The 19597-nt window shown below is 34.1% G+C and carries 21 protein-coding genes, 1 tRNA gene and 1 pseudogene; 12 read left to right on the top strand and 11 right to left on the bottom strand.

What is annotated here, in order from left to right:
• On the top strand, positions 1-205 hold a 205-nt coding region (locus ACFX4R_RS28330), incomplete at its 5' end, for a hypothetical protein (protein ID WP_377571555.1).
• 32 nt (positions 206-237) lie between these two features.
• On the opposite strand, the pseudogene ACFX4R_RS28325 reads toward ACFX4R_RS28330, so the two are convergent.
• The 4 genes and pseudogenes from ACFX4R_RS28325 to ACFX4R_RS28310 form a co-directional block, all read right to left on the bottom strand.
• Positions 238-1192, bottom strand: a pseudogene (locus ACFX4R_RS28325) (toprim domain-containing protein).
• A gap of 219 nt (positions 1193-1411) precedes the next feature.
• The gene (locus ACFX4R_RS28320) at positions 1412-2338 is read right to left on the bottom strand and encodes a hypothetical protein (RefSeq protein WP_377571552.1); all 927 of its coding nucleotides are present in this window, start codon (positions 2336-2338) and stop codon (positions 1412-1414) included.
• 170 nt (positions 2339-2508) lie between these two features.
• Entirely contained in the window at positions 2509-3030 is a 522-nt protein-coding gene (locus ACFX4R_RS28315) for a DinB family protein (RefSeq protein ID WP_322552725.1), read from the bottom strand.
• Positions 3031-3136: 106 nt separating this feature from the next.
• Positions 3137-3373, bottom strand: a complete 237-nt coding sequence (locus tag ACFX4R_RS28310) for a hypothetical protein (RefSeq protein WP_043981749.1) — start codon at positions 3371-3373, stop codon at positions 3137-3139.
• A gap of 2012 nt (positions 3374-5385) precedes the next feature.
• On the opposite strand from ACFX4R_RS28310, the gene ACFX4R_RS28305 reads away from it, so the two are divergent.
• Both ACFX4R_RS28305 and ACFX4R_RS28300 read left to right on the top strand, forming a co-directional pair.
• The gene (locus ACFX4R_RS28305; protein WP_029321043.1) at positions 5386-5961 is read left to right on the top strand and encodes a MerR family transcriptional regulator; all 576 of its coding nucleotides are present in this window, start codon (positions 5386-5388) and stop codon (positions 5959-5961) included.
• A gap of 482 nt (positions 5962-6443) precedes the next feature.
• Positions 6444-7745, top strand: a complete 1302-nt coding sequence (locus tag ACFX4R_RS28300) for a replication protein (protein WP_322552726.1) — start codon at positions 6444-6446, stop codon at positions 7743-7745.
• A 66-nt stretch (positions 7746-7811) separates the two neighbouring features.
• On the opposite strand, the gene ACFX4R_RS28295 is transcribed toward ACFX4R_RS28300, so the two are convergent.
• A tRNA-OTHER gene (locus ACFX4R_RS28295) sits at positions 7812-7896 on the bottom strand.
• 160 nt (positions 7897-8056) lie between these two features.
• Here ACFX4R_RS28295 and ACFX4R_RS28290 point away from each other — a divergent pair.
• From ACFX4R_RS28290 to ACFX4R_RS28275, 4 genes are all read left to right on the top strand, one after another.
• On the top strand, positions 8057-8839 hold the full coding sequence (locus ACFX4R_RS28290; RefSeq protein WP_322552727.1) for a ParB N-terminal domain-containing protein: 783 nt from the start codon (positions 8057-8059) through the stop codon (positions 8837-8839).
• A gap of 43 nt (positions 8840-8882) precedes the next feature.
• Complete coding sequence (locus tag ACFX4R_RS28285) at positions 8883-9377, top strand: SMI1/KNR4 family protein (RefSeq protein ID WP_322552728.1); 495 nt, start codon at positions 8883-8885, stop codon at positions 9375-9377.
• Between the two features lie 71 nt (positions 9378-9448).
• Positions 9449-9868, top strand: a complete 420-nt coding sequence (locus tag ACFX4R_RS28280) for a hypothetical protein (protein WP_043981744.1) — start codon at positions 9449-9451, stop codon at positions 9866-9868.
• 234 nt (positions 9869-10102) lie between these two features.
• Positions 10103-10549, top strand: a complete 447-nt coding sequence (locus ACFX4R_RS28275) for an RDD family protein (RefSeq protein ID WP_165574706.1) — start codon at positions 10103-10105, stop codon at positions 10547-10549.
• Positions 10550-10719: 170 nt separating this feature from the next.
• Here the strand turns inward: ACFX4R_RS28275 and ACFX4R_RS28270 are convergent, their stop codons facing one another.
• The 3 genes from ACFX4R_RS28270 to ACFX4R_RS28260 form a co-directional block, all read right to left on the bottom strand.
• A complete protein-coding gene (locus ACFX4R_RS28270) occupies positions 10720-10851 on the bottom strand; it encodes a hypothetical protein (protein ID WP_276510979.1) in 132 nt (43 codons plus the stop codon).
• 212 nt (positions 10852-11063) lie between these two features.
• Entirely contained in the window at positions 11064-11228 is a 165-nt protein-coding gene (locus tag ACFX4R_RS28265) for a hypothetical protein (RefSeq protein ID WP_162213431.1), read from the bottom strand.
• Entirely contained in the window at positions 11215-11736 is a 522-nt protein-coding gene (locus tag ACFX4R_RS28260) for a hypothetical protein (protein ID WP_377571548.1), read from the bottom strand. Before ACFX4R_RS28260 ends, ACFX4R_RS28265 begins: the two co-directional genes overlap by 14 nt.
• Positions 11737-11996: 260 nt before the next feature.
• Here ACFX4R_RS28260 and ACFX4R_RS28255 point away from each other — a divergent pair, with 260 nt between their 5' ends.
• Positions 11997-12224, top strand: a complete 228-nt coding sequence (locus ACFX4R_RS28255; RefSeq protein ID WP_043981743.1) for a helix-turn-helix domain-containing protein — start codon at positions 11997-11999, stop codon at positions 12222-12224.
• A 776-nt stretch (positions 12225-13000) separates the two neighbouring features.
• Positions 13001-14005, top strand: a complete 1005-nt coding sequence (locus ACFX4R_RS28250) for a DUF3231 family protein (protein ID WP_322552731.1) — start codon at positions 13001-13003, stop codon at positions 14003-14005.
• A 194-nt stretch (positions 14006-14199) separates the two neighbouring features.
• Here the strand turns inward: ACFX4R_RS28250 and ACFX4R_RS28245 are convergent, their stop codons facing one another.
• Complete coding sequence (locus ACFX4R_RS28245) at positions 14200-14334, bottom strand: anti-repressor SinI family protein (protein WP_116733225.1); 135 nt, start codon at positions 14332-14334, stop codon at positions 14200-14202.
• 387 nt (positions 14335-14721) lie between these two features.
• Here ACFX4R_RS28245 and ACFX4R_RS28240 point away from each other — a divergent pair, with 387 nt between their 5' ends.
• The 3 genes from ACFX4R_RS28240 to ACFX4R_RS28230 all read left to right on the top strand — a co-directional run bounded on the left by ACFX4R_RS28240 (position 14722) and on the right by ACFX4R_RS28230 (position 16901).
• Positions 14722-15054, top strand: a complete 333-nt coding sequence (locus tag ACFX4R_RS28240) for a hypothetical protein (protein ID WP_322552732.1) — start codon at positions 14722-14724, stop codon at positions 15052-15054.
• Positions 15055-15188: 134 nt separating this feature from the next.
• Positions 15189-15593 carry an NUDIX hydrolase gene (locus tag ACFX4R_RS28235; protein ID WP_322552733.1) on the top strand — a complete coding sequence of 135 codons (405 nt, stop codon included), beginning with the start codon at positions 15189-15191 and terminating at the stop codon, positions 15591-15593.
• 888 nt (positions 15594-16481) lie between these two features.
• Entirely contained in the window at positions 16482-16901 is a 420-nt protein-coding gene (locus tag ACFX4R_RS28230) for a hypothetical protein (protein ID WP_322552734.1), read from the top strand.
• 404 nt (positions 16902-17305) lie between these two features.
• Here ACFX4R_RS28230 and ACFX4R_RS28225 read toward each other — a convergent pair whose 3' ends face one another.
• Both ACFX4R_RS28225 and ACFX4R_RS28220 read right to left on the bottom strand, forming a co-directional pair.
• Complete coding sequence (locus ACFX4R_RS28225) at positions 17306-18262, bottom strand: hypothetical protein (RefSeq protein WP_377571545.1); 957 nt, start codon at positions 18260-18262, stop codon at positions 17306-17308.
• Between the two features lie 616 nt (positions 18263-18878).
• Positions 18879-19460 (bottom strand): TetR/AcrR family transcriptional regulator, encoded by a 582-nt coding sequence (locus ACFX4R_RS28220; protein WP_098524887.1) that lies wholly within the window; start codon positions 19458-19460, stop codon positions 18879-18881.
• Positions 19461-19597: the final 137 nt, after the last annotated feature.

Raw genomic sequence — 19597 nt, 5'->3', positions numbered from 1 at the left:
ATTGATGATAGGTTTATTAAGATATCTATACCTACTGCTTGCTATAGCAGATTCCCCAGAAGCCCTTATGGGCGCACGTAAATTTCAAACTGATAACCATCCATTTTATCAATATAGGGCATACCCGATTGGGCTAACTCTTTCATATACCTCCGTTCCCGAAGGACACGGTAAGCAAATTGAGAAAGTTTCACTAAAATCATGATAAGAAAGAGGTAAAATACACCTTGAAACACTTTATCCATTCATTGAAAGCTCCTGTTCAGTTTGTTTATTCCGGAAACGTGATGCCACAGGTTGAATGCTTTTTCCATTCTTCTTTAATTCTTCGTTCCAATCTTTCGCTCCCTTTGGAATATCTACTCTTATTAAATCAGCATTAACGATTTGGTTCATTTTGTCAATAAATTCTTTTCCACCTTGGTCATTATCAACAGCTAACACCATTTCTTTGATGCCTAAGCCTTCTTTTCGAGCTTCGATATAGGACTGAGCAACGGTTTTAGGCTTTAAGCCATTCATACTAATGAGTCGTGTGTTTTGTAGGCTATTCTCCTGAATACTCCAATAAGAAAGCAAATCAATTGGACTTTCAAAAAAATGAATTTTATTTGGGCGACCAACATCAACTGAAAAGCCTGTATGTGGGTTATCGTTCGGTAAGACTTGTTTAAAGGAACCACGCTTATTACTTATAGAAGTTGTGCCTTGCCGATCCGCCCCAATTACCTTTCCTTTACCTCCATGTTCACGCCATTTAAACACAACATTGCTCCGTTTGTCCTGGGCGATTAAATCTTTTTGAAGGAGCCAGTCAACTAATCGAGGATCTATTTTACGTTCTTTTATGAGATAATCTTTTACTTTGCTCTGATCCTTTACTTCTAACTCTTTTGGATAGCGAAAAGGCTCTTTTGATGGTGAAACCGACGGTTGCTCATGCGACTGAGAAAGCTCTTTATAATCGCCTTTGTTGATATCTAATACGGCTTGCGGAAACGACATCCCATAAATACATTCGAGCGAAACTGATCGCTCCATATCCTGTTTCATTCCGGCTGTTCCAAGCGTCCATATTTCCTTTGATAAATAAGCTATCATGTTCCGTATGACGATAGTACTTTCCTTCTTTTACAAAGGTTTCGCCTTTGGCTTCCAGATACGACAACAAATCAACATCTCGTGCTTTCATGATTTCCCTCTCATTGACGTGTTTTCGTTCTCCCACCTAATCTCTCCTTCTCTTTCGCCCTATGAAAAAAGAGGGCTTTTCAGCCCTCTCATCCCATTGAAACTTTTGCCATTTTCATCGTTCCATTTCTTGTGTCTCGTTTCTTTTTTTTGAAGAAAATGCTCCATTATTCCGTGCAAAAAACTTTGTAAATCCATTTTGTGATTTCTCTTCTTTTTTCTACTTGTCGTGAACCTTTTTCTCTGTGTCCAAAGCTTTTTCAAGCTTCGTTAACTTCTCACGTTGAGAATCAGTCAAATTCAGCTCTTTTAATTCCTGCAGCACTTCTTTTTTCAATTTGTACACCTTATAAAAGGAATGCTTTTGTTCAAACTCCTTCATTTTGGCCAAACGCTGTTCTTTCTCTTGAGGTGTTTCCTTCTTGATCTGCTTTTCGACAGGAGCTTTTTCTGCTTCAGCTTCTTTTTTCGCTTCTTTAGAAGAATCTTTTTCATCTGATATGCCTAATTGGGCTAACAAGCTTTGTTTAAATAGCTGCTTATACTGTGTTTCTTCACTAGGCTGCTGCATAACTTCTAGTACTTCTTGTTTGTAATCTTCTTGATATTGATCCTTTTCTTGTGCTTGTTTTCGTGCTTGAAACTGATGAGAAAGTTCATTTTCCATTCCTTTCAATTGGTTAGGGGTGAACTGTTTTTCCTTTAAAGCACTGGATTTCAACATCACATAATCGTTTTCTTCGTTCACATGGGCTAACATACTATCAATATCTTGAGGCTTTTCTTTTTCATGAGCTTGTAAAAATGTAAGATAGCTTGTTTTAAGCTGCGTTTCTCGATCTTTCTCTAAAACAAGATTCACATCATGACCTCTCAAAAAATCAACTGTTGCTTCACTTTTATAGGCTTGTTTTTGCCCTTTTTCATCCGTAGAAACAAGTAAAACTTGCAGTTTTTCCTCTCCTAGAGCTGATTGTGTTAAGTAAACAGCACCAGAAGGAATGTCTTGGAGCTGTTTCTCACTAATGTTCGCCCAATCTGCCTCGATTTTTTCATTGTGTGGGTGCTTCATAAACTTCTTTAATTCTCGTTTATCGGAAACAATCGTTTTAAATTGGTCATTTGAAAGAGACGTAATTTTTTTCATCATTATTCCCCCAAGTAATTAGTATTTAGATAATAAATAAATTCCAAGTTGCATGAGAAAAAGCAGAGGAATAAACAACCTCTGCTTTTTTACATTTAATTTTATTAAGTTAAATTTAGATGATCGATAAAGTTTGTTACTTTCAAAAGTGGAACCTTTAACTAACTCCCTTATTCCTTACTTGAAGCATCTGATCCAACTTCCTTGTCAGGTAGACCAATTATGTCTGTATGTTTAGGGATATGACCTAATAAACGTAACATGGCTACAATTTGTCCCTTATGGTGGAACTCATGTGTAATTGCATGCATGAGCAATTGTCGAGGAGTCTTTCTTATACTATTAACCTCTGGTCTCCAAGCAAGTTCCCCTTCAATAATGTCATCGAAATTATCTCTAAATTGTTGGAATACAGCATCCACATATGCATCTGCTTGTTTAAAATAAAGTTGAATATCACTTATCTGCATATTATTAATTACTTCTTTTGGTAAAAGAGGCGATTTCGTTCGTAGAAGAACAAAAGACCCCAGCCAAGCATGATAGCAACCTGCAATATGAATCAAAGAATCTCTTACACTCTGAGAACCAAATCCTAGTTCTTTTGTAAAATCATCTTCATTTAACTCTTTACATTGTGCTAATAAGATTTGACGTGTTTGCTTTACCCATTCATACTCTTGGTTTTCCATACTCTCTACTCCTTTTATTTGAATATTCCCACTTATATTATATTGTTCATTGTACCGCAAACGAGAACAGCCAACATTAATAAAAAAGAGAGCTCTTTACGCTCCCTTACCTTTCGAGTTCCTGTTCTTCTTTTTTCTTTTTGATGATACCTGTACGTTTTTGGAATTGCATTTGACTGCCCACTTCCATACAGTCTTGAAAAGTAAAAGATTGTTCTTGAAAAACAGCTAGTGTTTCAATTTGAGCTTTTAAGAATTCCTGACGAGAAATCTTTTTTTCTTTTGCGATTTCATCTATTTTTTTAACGGCAATTGGATCAATATTTCGTAAAAACATATCCATGACATTCGTTCCTTTCCTGTAAAGTGTGGTTCCCCACTACAAAAGAGAGAAGAGCATAAGGGGTTTTTGCCCCCACCATAGGTGTGGGGCTAGGCAGAGCCTAGCGAAACCGTGGGTACAAGAAAACCTGTTGAATGTGAACCTACTGTTGACCTAAACCCTGCCAAGTGAACCTACTGTTAACATAAAAAATCAGTGATGTGAACCTACTGTGAACCTCAAAAAAACACATGTTGACCTACTGTTAACATGTGTTTTTTCACTTCATGGCTAAATCTTGTTGCTTTTCATTCATTTTTTTCATCTTTTCACGTAAAATTTTCTGCTTATATTCATGAAGCAGGTTGCTTTTAGCATCAAAGTGAATCTTTTATATCCTTGTTTCTGTTTCTCTATTCTTTTGATAAAAATTAAAGACATGTACTTTTTAAATTAAAAACTTTTCATTAATTCACTAAATAACCTTTTAAGATTTTATTATCACTCGAATATGTAACTAAACAATTAGATTTTCTTTTTTCTTTTACAAGAATCCAACTCTAATTTCAAAAAAACCAAGTTAATTATCACTAATTTAGACTAAAATGAATTAAAATTAACTCAATAGAAAAGAAGTTTAATTTAATTAAAATAGAGCATATCAACTTCTCTTATTAAAAGCTGTCGAATCTATATTTTTTATACCCAATTAGTAATTAATTGATTTAAATTAATTTCAATTAGGTATACATAGACTAAATCTTCCAGTAAAAACTGACTCTGCCAAATTAATATTCATTCAAATAAGATAACTAATCCAGACTCAATTGAGTCTGGATTAGTTATGACTACTGGAGAAAATAAAATGATGACTTAAAAAATCGATTATGTATTTATACTATGCTAAAAACTTGGTTAAATAATCAAGCAGCGAATATAGTGATCAGAAGTAACGATTTATAACTGCGTGAATGTATTAACATCTTTTAATGCAGAGCAAGGCTCTCTAATACCTAGAGAATTAGCTAAGATTCTCCAAAAAAACTCTGGTTAAAATAAGAGATAGATATTCAAAAAAGAGGCTATGGTCATATTGACGAAAAAGCAAAACACATTCTAGCGTTTCAAAAATTTATTAAATCTCTCTAGACAATGGGTGCCTGAAATTAAGTATGTCCTATGATACGAGGCGGTTGGTTCTGTTTAGCATCTTCATTAAATTCACATTAAAGGAATTGTGTGCTATTTTTTCTCGTTTAATCACATCAGAATTAATCATTGAAGCACTTCAAAAAGCTTACACTATCCAAGCCCCTGAAAGGGTCTACCTATTTGTAACGATTTCGATTTACAATAAATAAGCGATGAGTTCACTCAGCATGTCCACAAATAAGAGATAAAGCATCTTTTTAGCTAAAAAGACTGCTTTTATGATAATACCTCCATAGATATGTTTCACACCATATTACAGAAGAAGTGTATTATCTAAACAGAATCGACAGTAGTCTCAGCTATTAAACTCCTCAATCTATCGAGGATCAAATGAGAAAAATAACTTAACACATAACTTTTTTGTTTCCAAATTATTGATTTAAACTTGATAGTTTAACTTAAGATTAACTTAAAATCACCCCCTTGCACACAACCTTAATTTAGTTTAACTTAAAATGAAATAAGTTAAACTAAATCGAATATAAATAAGTAGCAGTTTAATTAAAATGCAATTAAGTTACAATTAGTTGAACTTAATTGCATTTTAATTAAACTTATTGTAATATTTTAAAAAACTATAATGGATTTGTAGTTTTTTGAAGGACTCAGTTCAAATTTAATTGAACTGCATAACGTAAAATATAATAAATCTAATTCAGTTAAGTGTGAAATCTGCTAAAATAATAAAGACAAGCTTTAAAAGAAGTAGTAATTAATTAGTCAGGACCAATTAAGTTAGACTTAATTGAGTTATTAAAAATATTTCATATAAGAAAATACTAACTAAGTTAGGTTAATTCGTTTGTGAGGGAGGTACAATTATGAGCGAAGAAACAATGGTTATTTCAGAAGTTGCTAGAAAATTTAATATAGAAAATCATCAGTTACGGGACTGGTGCGAAGTAGGGTTAGTACGACATAAAAGAATTGGAAGAATAAGATACATATTTACTGATGAAGATAAAAAAATTGAGAAGATTATTGAACTAAAGGAAAAATTCGGAAAACATGCACCGAATGAAATGATTCGTGAAGAATTAATTAAAGCAAATTTAATGAGCGAAGAACAAACAAAAATTATTAACAAGGATTTAGAGGAAGAAGATACAAACGAAAACTCCTTTAAAGAAGCGTTTTTATTGCTTGCTAAAAAAATAGAAGAAATGGATAAAAAAATGGAAAAGAAAGAACAACTAACGCTTCCATCTGAAAATTTGGCAGAAAAAAAAGATGTTATAGAGATAAAAGAACAGATGAATAAACTTGAACAAGACAATCAGCGTTTAAAAGAAGTGAATGACCAATTACTTAAAAAACTAGATTCTATCCATTCAGCTATGACCGAAATTCAAAAAGAACAAGGAAAAAGTATATGGAAAAGAATGTTCACAAAATAATAAAACAGCTTCTAATTACTGGTTAGTAATTAGAAGCTGTTTTATTATTTTTGTAGCAGTTGTCAGAGAAAGTTCTCTTAATACCTTCAACAATAAATTCATTTGAATATAGATAGGATTTTCACCTCATAAAAGACGCAAAACTAAATCTTTTGAGATATATTACTAATTCTTATTGAATTATGAGATTAATTAACGCTATAATAAAACTAACAAAAATGACCGGAATAGAAAAAAGACTTCAACTGTTTAAGACGTGTTGGTAGCACTCTTAAACCGTTCCCCCTAGTTACAGTAGGGAAAACACTTGTCGAAGTCTCTTGTTAATAGAGTTAGTTTTTTTATAAAATAAAACTTATGGTTTTATTTTATATGAAATAGCTATCTATTTCAAGGGCTTAGTTCATCAAAATCACGACATTGTTTTCCTTTTTCCAGGGAAACAGTGTCTTTTTTTGTTCCTTAAAGGAGATAATGAACAAATGACAAAAATATTGACCTGCTATTTAAAAGATGTAGACACCTTCAACGGACGGTTTAAGTGGTTATGGAAGAACAAATCCACACTTCGGAAAAAGAAAGAAGAGTTTTTAGAAATTATTCGTACTCATTACAAACAGAACCAATCAGCTATACATAAAGAATTTCCTAAAAAAAGAATGGAAATGCTCGATCATGTCATCTATAACCTAGTGGCTACAGGCATTCAAGCCATTCGTTCTGAAACACTCATGAAGAAATTTAAAGTTTCTAAAAGTACGGTTTCTCGTTTTGTACGTTCGTTAAAAGCGACACCTTTTATACTTGTAGCACGTTACATTAAAGAGGATGCAACAGGTACTCACCCTGATAGCTATGTATTTATTCTTAAAAGTCATAAGAACTTTAATCGGATTTGCGACGAAATCTTTTTTGCCCATGATACAACAGGTATACAAACGGTCCAACAAGAAGAAATGACAACTCCTGTGACGCTTCCTGTGATGTATCCAGAAAGTGCGGAAAACGTTGATACACCAAGCTTAAAGACTGATAAATCACCTGGTGCCTTTATTAACCTTGATTTACCTGTAAATCATATAAATAATCATTTAATGTCTGCTTCACAGTCATTTACCTATATCAAAGGTGTTCCTAAGAAAGTCAATCAAGTCTACGCAGGTAAGTATAGTCATCAATTAAAAGACTTTTATGCTCGCATTCAAAATGCTGCAAAAACGGTTAAACGAGATACAGAGATTGATATTACCAAAGGCCAAGTACATGAAATTGCGTATACATCGATTATTGGGTTAGACAAATATGTACATGAAGCTAATCATAAAGGCAAATCTTTGTCCTTAGATAATATGTGCCAATTACTCTATAAAATTGCGAAAAACCAATTCTATCAGTTGGTGGATCCTAAAAACCAGGATTATTCATCAGTATATCCAACTCATGAGGAAGTTATACATAAAGAAGCTTCATCAACAAAATTGTTTATACCAAAACATATTATCCGTAAAGAAATAGTTCCTAATTGGTTAAAGGCTGAGCAGGATCAAGAGAAGGGTACAAAAAAAGTAGAAATATCTTTAGAACAACAGCTTGAAACGATTCAATTAAAGCAAGACTTAGGGCAAGAACTTACACCAGAAGAGGAATGCTTGCTGCAAGAACACTGCTCTACGTACAGTTCATTAGAAATGGCGGAACTGAAACAAGAGTTAGGACAAGCATTAACATCTGAGGAGCAAGGATTATTGCATCAACATGCTAAATTAAAGGAACCAGCTTCTTAATGTTTAAAAATAGTTAAAGCATAGCAAGGAATTTCATTATTTTTAACGTATTCAGTGTTTTAAGAAAGGACTTGGCAGGATTTGAACCCGCAAGAAGCCGAAGTTGTATAGGGTAATACGACTGGCTGCTCTGCCATTGAGCTACAAGTCCATACTCAAAGTATGCGCGTTGTCTCTGTTTATATGTACGATAGGAGAAAATGTAAAAAGTAAAGAAATCCCTTATAAGCTGAATTATTAGTAGGATATGTTTACTTAGAACACTGTTCTAAATAATAAATAAATCTATATCTACGCAGGAGGAGAACATTATGCCACATAAAATTACGTTAACTGGATCAGCCACAGGACCACTACGAGAATACGATCGCTATGTTGCCTTTGATATGCGTGAAAAAGGGTCACCATCTGCGCCTAAAGGCTTGAAAAAGAGTACGTTTATTTCGTACACGGTATTTGTTGCAAAGAAAGCTTTTAACAAAACAGGTCTCACGAAAAAAAGTATTATGCAGGAAAAAATCTTAATTCAAGGAGAACCAACATTAGACATTCCGATTGATGAATGCCCTGGTGAAGTAGGCGTAATCTGCTTCCAGATTACCGTTCTCCCGAATAAGAAAGACAAAGAAGGCAATGAATCAAACGATAAAAAAGAGACCAAACAAGAGGCTTCTGCAGCGCAACAAGAAGTTGCTGCTACCAAACAGGAAGAAAAACCGGTAGCTACTTCTCAACCTGCACCAAAAGAAGAAAAGAAGGAAACAAAAGCTGTTCAGCCAGAAGTAAAGCAAGAGCATACAGAAGCGAAGAAGGCTGAGCCTAAAAAGAATACACTACCGAACCAACCTAAAGGGACACAGGATTTGTTGAACTTTGATGACATTATCGTACCTGAAGAATTCTTAAAGACACGTCCAAATGCTGAAAAAACCCAAAAGGTCATTGATTTTGTGAAACGCACAGGACGCTTAGATGAGCCATTGACGATTGAAAAAGGATCGAATGTCTTAAAAGACGGTTATCGTCGTTATGTTGTAGCCAAAACCGTTAAAATGGATAAAGTTCCGGTTATGTATGAATACCAAAAGTCATAATGTATTTCCTTGAAGATGGCCTATTGCAAGGAGACTGATAACAATGAGATTGGTGAAGGAAAGCATCATTTATCCATTGCCAGAGGATCATGACATTGCAAAAATAGAAGCTTCTTTTCGCATCCAATTGTCCAATGCGTATAAAGAATTCTTGAAACAATATAACGAATGTACAGTAATAGATTCTACACCACTAACAGCCATCAATAAGAGGTGTCAAATTGAACGTTTTTTAGGCATTATTAAAAACTTTAGTGAGTATCCTTATGGTGTGTATGATATTGGTTGCTGCGAAACTTCCTTAGGAGAACAAGGACGGAATTTTTATGATGAAGACCTTATCGGATCTGAATTAATTCCAATTGCGAAGCTAGCATGGGGAGATTACTTATGTTTAAACTTTCACTATGATAAAAACAATCCGTCTGTTGATTTTCTAGATTACGAAGAATCATATGAGTGTGATCCAGCTACATCAAAAGTGGCTGAGAACTTTCAAGAGTTTTTGAGTATGTTATTATCTAAGGATACGAAATAGCAGAAAATGCTATTTTGCAATGAGATCATCTACTCATTTTGATTTTCAATCATAAAAGAGGAAGTGTCGACATGAAAAAATGGCTTTGGATCATGTTATCCTTTGGAGTAATTTTTCTCGTATTTATGATGAATTACTTCTTGGATAAAAACGAGCAACAGCCAAACATGATACGTAACGTCTCACTTACGACCAGCACATCTCCTAATAAACAAAACATTGTTGAAGTAAAAAAGATGTATAAACAAACCACTGATTACTTTGATTATGAACAAAAACAAAAGGCTGATTCTCTTAGAATGTACTACGGACAACCCGGAAGCACTCTTAACCAATATAAAGAGCTTCAAGGAATTCAACCTTCTATGATTCATGATGTGAATGTGCATTGGAAAAGTGAGCAACATGTCATCATCAACATTATGAAAACGAATCACCAACACAAAAACAAGGTATACAAACGATTTAACTATAACCTTAGCGAAATGTAGGCTTCGGATCTATGGTTTTACGTGTCTTCATCGTGAGTCTTATGTGTGGTCTTACAATAGGAATAGTTGCTATCATTAGCTTTTTTTAAAAGAGCAATGTTATGTGTTTTATTATTAGTGGATAAATTTAAAATATTTTATATTTTTTACCTTCATCTTCAATCATGTTATCATCATCTGAGGAGCTATTTAGATAGATAAAGTGTTAATTTACAAGAAGGGGAGAAATATAAAGTGGATCAAGTAACAAAACCAGCAGGATTTTGGATACGCCTATTAGGAAATCTGTTAGATGGCATTATTGTAAGTATTCCTTTGGGACTTATTGGCTTTCTTATTACAGGAGACTTTGATCGTGAAGATCCCATTACATCACTCATAGGTTTCATCTATGCGGTTGCTGTACCTATTTTATGGTATGGATATACTATAGGGAAACGAATTGTTGGGGTTAGAATTGTCAAAATAAATGGAAAGAAACTTGGAATCGGAGCAATGCTACTAAGAGTTCTTGTGGCCGGCATTGTTTATGGCCTTACATTAGGTATTGCGTTAATTGTGAGTGTGTTTATGGTGGTTTTCCGTAAGGATAAAAGAAGTCTGCATGACATGATGGCAGGGACGTATGTTACATATTCAAAGCCCGGTGAAATAGAGGATAAACAAGCATTTATAGATTAATACTTAATCAACAATGCCAAATACCTTCTATTTCTAATCTACTATTGGGGACTATTCAAACCGCCTACACATTAAGGTGTAGGCGGTTTTTCTGTGTAGCAACTACCAGTTTTGAGTAGAATAGCTACACATCAGAAAGTTTCTTGAAATATGAAAAGGTTAACTGTAGATTATTGAACATACTTATTACTTTCTTTTTTCACTATCCATGCAAGTAACTCTTTTTCTTTGTCATTTAAATGTCGATCTAAACATTTCTCAAAATCAGAAACTAATTCTCCAAAACGAGGGCTATTTTCCATCTACATTCCTCCTATGTCACAAGTATAAAAAGGTACATTTAATATATCTCTATTTCCTTATTTTTCGTTACCGAAATCATTTTCATTTTCCAAACGTTTTTAATCATATTTAGAACAAAGACCGCCCATTATGTATCAGTTTATAAGGCGGTCTTAACTGTATTCATGCTATATGTTTATGACCAAAATATCGACACTATTCTAAAAAGACGTCAGGTGAAAAAGGCAATGGCTAAAATTGCTGCGACACAAGCTAAATAGATATTTCCACTCCAGTCCCTCTTTTCTTTTTCATTCACCGCATAGCTATTATAAGAACCTTCAATCGGATCTATTTTTAGTTTTCGTTGTATCTCGAATTCTTCATCTAAAATCAAGTCTAATTCCTCCATTGTTTGATAATTGTAAGGTAGGAATCTCCCTTGTTCGTCTCTTAATCGGTTGCTGACGTCTTGTAACCCGCGCTGTCTTCTCCTTGGTGGAAGACTGTCGGTCGGGTTGAGTAGTAGTTCCTGACACTGATTGGCCATCTGTTGGTGTTCCAAGTAACGTAGAAGTGTTTGTAAGCGCTCCTTTTCGCTCAAGATCATCATGTTCTCCTCCTCCTTTCTTTTCGATGTTGGGCTCTTGTTCCATCCATAATGGGTGGGAAGAAGGCTGCCACGGAGATGAGGGAAGAGGGACGTCTCTCATTTTATACTGATTCATTAACGCTAAGAAAACAGGATTGTGCGCTGCAGTAAAAAGTGCACACCTTATAATTTGATTTCGGTCTAACTCGGTAGCCTGAAAAAGGCTATCTACATATGTACGGTAAATAGAATGATACCGCACAGTCGGTCGATAGGTGTCTACTTGATTTTGGGCCTTCTTATTTTTCTTCATACGCGTTTTTCTCTTTCAAAATGACCTCTAACATCTGTTTGCCTTCTACCGTTAAATAGACGTCTTTTCGACTTAATAACGAGATTGCTAATTCTTTTGTCATTTGATTCGCTCCATTCCTGATGATTATCCTGACGTCTTGAGGTGACGTCTTACTAAATGATATGAACGATAACTTGTCCACTATTCCGATATTTTCTTCAAAAGTGTATGAAACTTCGAATTCTTGGACAAGACTGATACTAAAAAGGTGATTATATATGTTTGGGTTAGGTAAGCAACGTAGTAAATTAGGAAAATGGTTAGATCAAAGAGGAATTTCGCAACAATGGTTAGCGAGTACTTCAAAGGTTAGTAGATCCACTGTTAGCGAACTTTGTAAGAGAAATGTAGAACATGCACCTACACAGCGAACTATGACCAAAATACTCAAAGCTTTAAGGAAAATAGATCCAAATTTAAAGGCACATGATTTTTTTGATATGTAGATAGAAAATATTATAATTCTCTTGGAAACAATGCATAAATTTATCGACTTTAACGTAGCAGAAAAGCCTACTTGGTCTTATACAAGTAGGCTTTTCATGTTCATTGTGAATAAAGTTAGATAGATAATGAGAGAAATTTCTTTCTGTTTAGTTGGTGAGAAAAATATTTAAGGTGGTCAAAATCATCCTGAGAAATAGTTGATTGTTGATTCAAAGTGTTTTTTACATCTACTAATATACATAGGTCGTGTAATTCATGGTCAGTGAAGATACCTTGCAGAAGATTTAATCGGAATAATAAGGGGAGATTATCGGCGAGTTGAGTTCCACCTTCAGCGAAAAAAATTTGTCGCCATAAATGTCCATAATGTGAATTATCAGAAGCAAAATAAGTTTTATAAAAATAATCATATTTCATGTTTCATTTTCAATCAAAAGGGTAAAGTATTATGTTGGAGTGGAATTTTAAAAGAAACAGTCTTTTTAGATCTGTTTCTTTTTTTATTTAAGATTATAAAACGAATAATGAATAGCAAATTGAGCAAACTACCCAAGATGTTACTAAATATCGACTCATACAACTAAATTTTGCAACAGAAAAAACTACCTCTTTTGACTGTGAAGAGATAGGTTTTTCTGTTTTTAAGCTGTATATGACATACAATCGTAGTTACTATAATGTACGTTATCTGAAATTACAAGCTAAAAGCCATTTTTGTTAAGATAAAATTCATATCTATTAATAAATTAGTAAATATTATCCATGAGGTGATAATATGGATAAGAATAAGTTAAAACTCACATCTTCCGAAATAGGGACACTATGGGGAGAGTATGTAAACGGAACAATGACAGATGTAGTAAATCAATATATGTTCTCTATTATTGAAGACGAGTCAATAAAGGCCGTTTTTGAAGATGCTATTAAGACCTTCGCAAACCAAAAGAAACAAATTGTAGCTTTTATAGAAAACGAAGGGTTTCCAGTTCCAATTGGATTTACTGAGTTTGACCTCAATAAAGGTACTAAAAAATTATTTACTGATATATTCTGCTTGAATTATTTACATATCATGACATTACATGGCTTGCTAGGACATACAACCTCATTAGGTGTTTCTGTCAGAGAAGACTTACGTTACTTCTACGATTCATGTGATAATGAGGCAAAAAGGATGTATCATCAAACGATTGAATTATTACTTGAAAAAGGGGAGTTTCAGAGGGACCCTTATTTTTATCCTGCTAAAAACCCTGAATATATTTCTAGCCAGGATTTTTTAGATGGATTTTTCGGAAAAGGCAGACGCTTAACGGCACTAGAAATCATAAGTATTTCCTTCAACCTTAAGAAAAGCATTATGGCTAAAACTCTTTCTATTGGATTTAGTCAGGTCTCTCAATCAAAAGAAGTAAGGGAATTTTTAGAGGATTCGGAGAAAACAGCTGATGAACAAATACAATCCTTTTCAAAAATAATGCACGCGGATAATTTACCAGTTCCTAAATCGTGGGAGACAGAAGTAACAACTTCAACAGACGCTCCTTTTTCTGATAAATTAATGATGTATCATATTGGTTTCTTGTTCCAAGCTGCACAAGCGTATCATGGAACAGGTTTAGCATCAGCCATGCGAACAGATCTTGTAGCTGCTTATGAAGGCGTTATTCTAAAGAATTTAATGGTAACAAAAAAATGGTTTAATATTATGATGAAAAATAAATGGTTAGAACAGCCACCACTTGCTCCTAATAGAAAAGAAATTGCAAAAGAAAAATGATAAAGAAATGAATACAAACGAATCTATTCAGCAAACTAATCAAGATGCAATAGAGCATCAACTGAACATCTATATTTTAACGACTAGAAAAAACCACCTCTTTCCCGATGGTGGTTTTTCCCCTTTTTAAGCCGTATAAAGTCTACAAACTTAGTTAACATAGAGCACTTTATAAGCGCAAAAAAAGGCCTGATTCATTTCGAAACGGGTCCTTTTTGATTTGAGTATATAAATTCTTTTACTTCTACAATTGAGAGACCTAATGGATAAGCTTCTTTCATAAGACTTATCCATTCCTGATCAAGCCTACTATCTTCTTTTCTTAGCACTCACGATTCCTCCAACTTTCCTAATCGGAATTAATTAGGCTCTAACAGTTAATAACAAGCCATTAGAAATTGATACTATTAAATAAAGATGTAGAAGAGATGGCTAAACAACGAATTGAAATCCATAAAAAGCGAATGAAGTTATCTGAAGAGTTGGAAAGTAACTGGGATAATAAAGAACTCTAAGATAGAATCATCGAGTTAGAGGAAGAAAGCCAAAAACTCAAGAAAAAAATTGAAGATTTACAGGTTAACTTTTAAGTATCCTCTCAGGGTGCTTTTTTAGATGGGTTCTGGAAAGATATATGTTATACAGTAGAAAAGAGGTGACCTGTTAATCTTTGGCGAATTAAGGAGAGGAAACAAATAGAGAAGGAGGACTTAATAGTGAAAGAATTGGTCATTAATGATGTTGTATTTGATGTAAAATACCTTACTACGTCTACAGCCAGCAAAGAAGAAGTGGGACTTGAAAAAAGAATTATTAATAATGGAAAAATGACTAAGGGAAGAGATCAAATTAAGTTTTCATTTTCTGTTTTGGGTAAACAAGATTATCAATTATATGATACCTTTTTTGAGAATACTCATTATACTGTTGTGATCCCTGAAACGAGTGAAATATTTATAACTCATAGTGTTTCGCATAGTACATTTTATCAAGGAGCTGAAGTAACAGATAACACAGAAGTAGTATTTAAAGTTACACTTACCAAATAAAGTGATTACCTATGTTTAAGCTCACGCTCTAACATTTTTTTAAGAACTTGCTTAAGATTAAAATCCAGTTTGATTAAGTTCTATTTATTAGAAACACTTGTATGCCTACAATGTTTTTCTAAGGGGAGATCTCAGTGAATAAGTGTAGTGGTTTTGCAATAATTTGTTTAAATAATAAAGATGAATTATTAATGGTCTCCCAAGAGAAACCCAACACACCAAAGCGTTGGTCTGTTCCTTCTGGTGCTATTGAAGACTATGAAAGGATTGAAGATTGTTGTGTTCGAGAAATGTGGAATCAAACAGGTTATCAAGTAGAGATAGTAAAAAAGATACAAGAGAATAGGGCAACTACCTATAATGTTGAAGTTCACATGACCTATTTTGAAGTTAAGGTATTAGCTGGAGAGAAGAAAGTTCAGATCGTAGATTCATATTGCTGGCAACCGATATCTAAAATTAATCATTTGAACATGTTATTTGAAGATGAACGTGAGGTTGTATTAAATTATATAAAAAAGAAAAAACAGTTCATTTAATCTTGCTCAAGTATATTGTTTTACCTCTATACACATGTATGGAGATTCGTTATCTTTTGGAACAACTACAAAAATATATAGAGGGCAGGTCAAATAATTGATTAATACAACCATTAATTTAATGAGAATTGTCATGAATACTACTATGAGGAATAACTTAATCTTTATAAATCATTACCTCAAATCGAGGGACATTTTTTTATCTAGATCTAAGACACCATAAAAAATCCCCTCCATCGTAGGGAGAATAGGTTGCTTTCTTTTATTTGTCTACTATGGAGGGAACATCCCCTCTTTTAAAATATTGTTTTTATAGCTAGGTACACTGCAACAATCGATGCAACGACTATAGTTCATATTTGTCGTCACTAACTGTAAATAGTAAAACTTAAATAACACAAGAAGCACTTTAGTATTTACTTAACGAATGGCAAAAAATAGGTGAAATAGAAAAGTTGCTTTTTTCTAAGTAGAGTGGATTATAATATTTATTTTTAAAGTGATATGTATATGAATCTACAAATCTGGCCAGACTACTAACGTATTCCCCCTATTCCAATAAATTTGAAAATTCTTTGCAGATATGCAAAGGATTCTTTTTTTGAAAATACTTCCTTTAGTTGGTTATTAATTTAGATAAAGGGGAATTAAGTATATTGATTGCACACAAAGAAGGGATATATGTTAGTGACAAATTACGGGTACTATACTGGATCCGTCTATCCAATACCATAAAATTTTTGTTGTAGACAGAAAAGCTCCTGATTAGGCATCAGAAGCTTTTCTGTTTTTAGTTAACATAATCACGATTCTAAACACATACAAAAATCACTTAGATATGATATCGTAAGTATAAAGATCCATTAATGAATGTAAAGGAGTTAGAACATGGATACTAGTAGAACTAAATGGCTTCCTGTTCCTTATTTTCAAATCAATGAGGAAGGTACAATTCTAAATGTTTCACACATAACCCATTCACATTTTCCTCCTACATCGAATATATGGACGATCATTTATAAAGAAGACCGAAATAAAGCCATAGTAATGTTTTCAAAGAGTCCTAATTCTCATTCTATAACCAAACAGCTTATTTTACAGACAAGTAACAAGTTATTTGGGAATTTTAAATGTACGATCCAATGGAAAGATGGTATAGGTCACCTAGTATGTACAGAAGTGAAAAATAGTAAAGTTCTTGCACCTTTATCTATTCAAAACTCTTTAGTCAACACTCAAAAACGGTTAGAGGAATCAGAAAAACATTTAAATAAAGTTGCTAAAATAGTAAGCCTAAAAAAACACTAATTATTTTTTCCTCACATGAACTTTTCTGGCTTTAAAGATGCATTTCAAATAGATCTTTAAAGTCAGAAAAGTTCATTATACGTATCAAAACATATTGTTTATAAAATGTGTTTTGATTTCTATGATAAGGGTATAGTATTGAGCTGGATTGAATTTTCAAGAAACACTCTTTTTTAAAGAATGTTTCTTTTTTTTGATAATTATAGACCGAATCATAAACAGTAAATTGAGCAAACTACTCAAGATGCAATGAGGCATCACTCATGAAACCCAATTACGCAACAGAAAAACCTGCCTCTTTTGACTGGGAAGAGATAGGCTTTTCGGTTTTCTAGTTACCATAAAACCGATTTTCGGAATCACTTTTTATTATTTCTTCCCACCCAAATCTTAACTTCTTGATTTTATGCCGCGCTGCGCATTGCTCTCCGGCGGTCATGCAATACCATCAGGATGACCATTATCATCATAACTCCTAAGACGCTACCTAACTCTGTGGTCAGTACATGTGCAAGTGGGTACTCCGGTGCAGGTTGTGTATCAGGGCGAGTGGCGGACAAACGATTGAAGAGGTTATATGAGAACAGCATTCCCGACGCGATCCATGCTGTAGCCATAGGTGGAAAAAAACTCTTTGACCCGCGGCGGGTGGTTAGTACCAATAAACCCCAAGACCCTGCAAAGGACCACACACCGGTACTTAATGACAATAGGTGCCACCATAAATCTCGGTTATCTAACATAGCTGGGGTGATGCCAATAGTTCCACCAGCAGCCCAGAATACCTTAATGAATCCAAGCAGGATACAGCCAGCCGCAACAAGTCTAGCCAAGGAGATATACAGTTTCTGACTATTGCCTGGAAGTAAATCGATAGCGATTGGACCAACAAATGCCTCTGGCCAACGCGTCTTGGCATATCCAGCTAAAGCAAGGGGTAGGCAGATGCCGGCTCCAACCAGTGAAATTATTACAAAAATCTGCTCATATACCCAAACGTTGGCGACTCCTGTCTTCTGATCACGTATCATAGCAGCAGGACCAAGAACTGGTGCCAACAACAACATAGGAATAAGTAAACCAGTACCTACCCAAACGGGAAAGGTAACTAACCAGGCAGGTAGCCTCTCTCCCCAAGGCATGCTGAACGCGAATGCTAACAGGATACCAACTGCGGCGAGCACCATTGTTATGACGTTTGCAGTGCGCCAACTTATATCACCCATTTGTTGAGTCGGCATGAAGAGTCCGAAAGTCCAAGCGATTTTGATTAACAGATAAGGCGTTACTGCTATAGCAGCACCATAACCCCAAGTTCTACGCTTCTCTATTAATTGAGAAATTATCTTTTTTATTGTCATAAGCTCATCTCGGCAGCTAAGTCAGTAAGGTGGAAAATCCCTATCGATACAATGTATAGAAGGATTCCAACTAAACTATCATCTTTATTCCTATTTATAACCATAAATAAACACCCCTTAAGGTTTATAAATTAAACTGTTCTAGTTCATCAAAAGGATAATAATCCTACACATAACTTTCACCACCAATACCTTATCAAACTGTTCTCCTCTCTAAAATACTAATATTCCAATTAAAAATCTCTTATTCTAAAAAATTGACAAAATGAAAAAAGGTCGCCTCTATTGAGAACCTTATCAAGTCAATCTGTGGACAACAAACCTGCTCAGTTGAACGAGATTTTAAGTAATTTCAAACAGGAATGCTAGTTAACATAATGTCTCTTTCCGGAACACACGACAAAAACAACCCCTTGTGGCAGAAGGGGTTGCGCTAAGAGTGTGTTTCTGTTTTATGCAGCTTTTTATACATCCTTGATAGACCAACGTTTTTTCAGTAAGCGATTAGTGAAAGAATGAATAAAAAGTGCACCTTTTATTCATATGCTTGTACGGTAAAATATAGTCTATATGGAGACTGAACCCCAAAAAGAATTGATATTTAACATAAGTTTCATTAAAAGAAATACTTACTCATGCCATTTTTAAATATAGGTAGGGTCTTAGTCACTAGCTCTTCTGGTGAAATAGGTCTTCCATCTTTATTCCATGAGTATGTAGCTCCGTATATACTCCAACTCAGTATAGTAGATAGGGTCGTTACCAATTGTTTGTCCTCTAATACAATGGTATTTTTAGTGCCTTTTAGCACAAGATCAGCTATTAGCTTTTGTAACTCTTCTTTAATTTTACTTTCTATAATAGTTCCTAAAGAATTGTAACCTTTAGGACATAAGTCACTTAACTCTTTATGGTGATCACACATGGCTAGAAAAATATTTGTAATGACTTCTTCATTGAATCCCTCGTGACCATTTAGTCCTTTTTTCAATTTGTCTGTAAAAGTATTGGTGATGGTGGAATGTAATAAATCAAATTTATCGTCAAAGTGCGCATAAAATGTAGCGCGGTTAATAGTAGCCTTTTCAGTGATATCACGTACCGTTATATTGTTGAAATCTTTTTCACTAGCTAACGAGATAAAAGAGTCTACAATCAATTGTCTTGTACGAAGTATTCTCGGATCTTTTTTTGGCATAATCAATTTTTTCTTCTCCTTTTTAGGCTACACAATGGTGTTTAAAAACGACAATTCAATAGAAGTGTTGTGTAAACAACATATTAGCCATTTTGGTGGTTGTTAATAGTTCTTTTTCATCTTATCATCAACTATAC

The sequence above is a fragment of the Priestia sp. YIM B13490 genome (assembly GCF_042787735.1).
Taxonomy (GTDB): domain Bacteria; phylum Bacillota; class Bacilli; order Bacillales; family Bacillaceae_H; genus Priestia; species Priestia megaterium.
The sequence above is the reverse complement of the archived record's forward strand: the minus strand, read 5'-3'. Positions and strand labels throughout refer to the sequence as shown.